The 3470-nt window shown below is 69.2% G+C and carries 4 protein-coding genes and 1 pseudogene; all 5 read left to right on the forward strand.

Annotation, left to right across the window (positions count from 1 at the left end; genetic code table 11):
• Positions 1–169 precede the first annotated feature (169 nt).
• Positions 170–874 carry a YggS family pyridoxal phosphate-dependent enzyme gene (locus C1I98_RS36705; RefSeq protein ID WP_233508497.1) on the forward strand — a complete coding sequence of 235 codons (705 nt, stop codon included), beginning with the start codon at positions 170–172 and terminating at the stop codon, positions 872–874.
• Positions 875–994: 120 nt separating this feature from the next.
• Complete coding sequence (locus tag C1I98_RS36710) at positions 995–1498, forward strand: cell division protein SepF (RefSeq protein ID WP_111171877.1); 504 nt, start codon at positions 995–997, stop codon at positions 1496–1498.
• A gap of 94 nt (positions 1499–1592) precedes the next feature.
• On the forward strand, positions 1593–1880 hold the full coding sequence (locus C1I98_RS36715; protein WP_111171878.1) for a YggT family protein: 288 nt from the start codon (positions 1593–1595) through the stop codon (positions 1878–1880).
• Positions 1881–1929: 49 nt separating this feature from the next.
• Positions 1930–2799 carry a DivIVA domain-containing protein gene (locus tag C1I98_RS36720; protein WP_111171879.1) on the forward strand — a complete coding sequence of 290 codons (870 nt, stop codon included), beginning with the start codon at positions 1930–1932 and terminating at the stop codon, positions 2797–2799.
• Positions 2800–2847: 48 nt separating this feature from the next.
• A pseudogene (locus C1I98_RS36725) lies at positions 2848–3470 on the forward strand (hypothetical protein); the annotation flags it as partial.

The raw sequence follows: 3470 nt of genomic DNA on the forward strand, positions 1-3470 counted from the left end.
GACTAGTCGTCGGCAGCGTCAGATGTGTGTAAGAGACAGGGAACTCGACGTCCCCGACTTCCTCAAGTGATCCTTCTCACCTGCCGCCCGGTGCGGGCGGCGAAACGGGGAGGGTGGACGATGGTGCCGCTGAGTGAATGCCAACATGACGACTGGTGGGCGGCGAGAAGTGAGCGGGACCACACGGCACGCGGAGATCGCGGCCGGGCTTGAGGCGGTAGAAGCGCGGATCGCGGGGGCGTGCCGTGCGGCGGGCAGGGACCGGGCGGAGATCTCGATGATCGCCGTGACCAAGACCTACCCCGCCTCCGATGTGCGGATTCTGGCCGAACTGGGGGTCCGCGACGTCGCCGAGAACCGCGCCCAGGAGGCGGCGGGCAAGGCCGACGAATGCGCTGACCTTCCGCTGACCTGGCATTTCGTCGGGCAGTTGCAGACCAACAAGACCCGCCTGGTGGTGGGCCACGCCGCGATCGTCCACTCGGTGGACCGCCCGCGATTGGTCACGGCGCTGAGCGCGGAGGCCGTGCGGGCGGGGCGGGAGGTCGGCTGCCTGGTACAGGTGGCCCTGGACGATGACCCCTCGCGCGGCGGCGCCAGGCCCGCCGACGTGCTCGCGGTGGCCGGCGCGGTGGCGGCGGCCGAAGGACTGTCGCTGCGCGGGGTGATGGCGGTCGCGCCGCTGGGGGAGGAGCCGGCCAAGGCGTTCGCCCGGCTGCGCGAGATCGCGGGCTCCGTACGCGCCGAGCACCCGGCCGCCACGATCATCTCTGCGGGGATGAGCGGCGACCTGGACGAGGCGATCGCGAACGGCGCGACACACCTGCGGATCGGTACGGCGTTGCTCGGTCGCCAGAAGCCCTTCGTCAGGTAATGTCCACTCAAGTGGGCCTTGACGTCCACGCTTCCAGGAGAGGTCGATAAGCGGTCAGCTCAAAAAGGGGGTACGGCTGCCGTCACGGACCCGCAAGTGCTGACGGAGGAAGACGTAGCGATGGCCGGCGCGATGCGCAAGATGGCGGTCTACCTCGGCCTCGTGGAGGATGACCGCTACGAGAGGTACGACCACTACTCCGAGGACGACTACGACGAGTACGACGAGTCGAGGCGTCCCGCGGAAGAGCGCGAGCCCGCGGTCCCCGAGCGCGACGAGGAGACCGACCCCGGCCTGCCCGCCCCCCGGCCCGCGACGGCCGTGATGGAGCGCCGGACGACCGACCTGGCCAGGATCACCACCCTGCACCCGCGCACCTACAACGAGGCGCGGACGATCGGCGAGCACTTCCGCGACGGCACGCCGGTCATCATGAACCTTACGGAGATGGTCGACAGCGACGCCAAGCGACTTGTCGATTTCGCGGCAGGTCTGGTCTTTGGGCTACATGGGAGCATCGAACGTGTTACCAACAAGGTGTTCCTGTTGTCCCCAGCCAACGTCGAGGTGACTGCCGAGGACAAGGCCCGAATCGCGGAACGCGGGTTCTTCAACCAGAGTTAGAGTTCCACTATGGACGTGACCGACCGGCCCATTGGCCCCCGGTGCGAGCGGGGATGGGGATGGCGGGGTACCGGGATGGAGGCAGGGCGACACTGTGGGGATCGTTAGTGAGATCTTGGTCGTTGTCCTGTCGATCTATCTGGTGCTCCTCATCGGCAGGATGATCTTCGAGACGGTGCAGGCGTTCGCCCGGCAGTGGCGTCCGACCGGCGCGGTATTGGTGCTGGCAGAGGCCGTATACACGGTGACCGACCCACCTCTCAAGTTCCTCCGCCGTTTCATTCCGCCCCTCCGGTTGGGTACGGTGGCCTTTGACCTAAGCTTCACAGTGCTCTTCATTGTGGTCTTGGTCTTGATCCAGATCGTGTCCGCGCTTCGTTGACGGGTACCGTCCCACCGGACAGACTCCCAAGCGCGCCAAGGAGACCGAAATGCCGCTGACGCCCGCCGATGTGCGGAACAAGCAGTTCAGTACGACCCGGCTGCGGCCGGGCTACGACGAGGAAGAGGTTGACGCCTTCCTCGACGAAGTGGAGGCCGAGCTCGACCGCCTGATCCAGGAGAACGAGGAGCTGCGCGCCAAGCTCGCCGAGTGCCTGCGTGGCAAGGTCCCCGGCGGAATGGGCGTGGGCATGACCCCCGCCCCGGTGGCGGAGCCCAAGCCGGAGATGATGGCGCCGCAGCCCGAGCCGATGAAGGCGCCCGAGCCGCCGCAGCAACAGCCGCAGCAGCAGCCGGTCCCCGTCGGCATGGGCATGCCGCCCGCCGAGGACAACATGGACACCGCGGCCCGCGTGCTGGCCCTCGCCCAGCAGACGGCCGACCAGGCCATCGCGGACGCCCGCCGGGAGGCGGACGAGACCGTGACCAGGGCCCGCCGCGAGGCCGACGAGATCCTCGGCAAGGCCAGGCGCCAGGCCGAGCAGGTCATCGGCGACGCCCGTGCCCGGGCCGAGACGCTGGAGCGCGACGCTCAGGAGCGCCACCGGCAGGCCATGGGATCGCTCGTCCAGACCCGCGACGAGCTGGAGCGCAAGGTCGAGGAGCTGCGAAGCTTCGAGCGCGAGTACCGAAGCCGGCTGAAGCTGTACCTGGAAGACCAGTTGTCCAAGCTGGACATCGCCGGTGAGGGCAGTGGCGCGTTCCCGATCGTCGGCGGGCAGATGCCGGCGAGTCCCGCGATGTCGCGCGCGCCGGGTCAGCAGTCACTGCAGGGCGGCCCCGGCTCGTTCGGCCCCGAGGGCGGACAGCACCAGGGCGCCTTCCAGACGGCGGACGGCCCGCACAACGACCGTAGGTAGGCTTCCGGGTCACGTCACTCTCCCCGACCCGTAAGCGGGAGTCACTCTGTGATCTTCGTAAGTGCTGGACTCGTACTGGCCGCGATCGTGCTGCTGATCGCGGGCGTCGTGCTGGCCGAGCCGTCCCTTGTGATGTGGTCGATCGTGGTCAGCGTGCTGTCCGCGGTCTTCCTGCTGATCGCGGTACTGCTGCGCAGACACGCCCTGTTCCCCCGCGGGGGGCCGGCGAAGGCGACGATGCCTCCGCCCGCGCCCCTTCAGGCCGGCCCCTACCAGGCCGGTCCGATGGCGTCGCCGATGATGGCGGCTCCACCGCCGCAGGCCGTCCAGCACATGGCCACGATGCCCCCTCAGCCCCGTGCCCATCATCCGATGGCCGCGGGGGCCTCCCCGGTGGCCCCCAGGCGCGCGAGCGGCATCTCGCCGGACGCGATCGTGCTGGTGATACCCGGGCGCAGGCGCTACCACGTGGCGGGCTGCCGGCAACTCGCCGGCCGTGACCACGAGGAGCTGACCTACGAGGAGGCCCGGGAGGAGGGTTTCTCACCCTGCACCACCTGCCTTCCCGACGCCGCCCTCGGCGGAGTCCAGGCACCCCCCACTCCCGAGCCCGCGTCCTCTCCCGCCGAGGGGACCATGCAGCCCGAGCCGACCACCAACCCGGTCCGCGT

Source organism: Spongiactinospora gelatinilytica (assembly GCF_003236385.1).
In the GTDB taxonomy this organism is placed as follows: domain Bacteria; phylum Actinomycetota; class Actinomycetes; order Streptosporangiales; family Streptosporangiaceae; genus Spongiactinospora; species Spongiactinospora gelatinilytica.

Coding starts and splice junctions, on each gene's coding strand:
- C1I98_RS36710 (WP_111171877.1), top strand. CDS start 995: ATGGCCGGCGCGATGCGCAAGATGGCGGTCTACCTCGGCCTCGTGGAG.
- C1I98_RS36720 (WP_111171879.1), top strand. CDS start 1,930: ATGCCGCTGACGCCCGCCGATGTGCGGAACAAGCAGTTCAGTACGACC.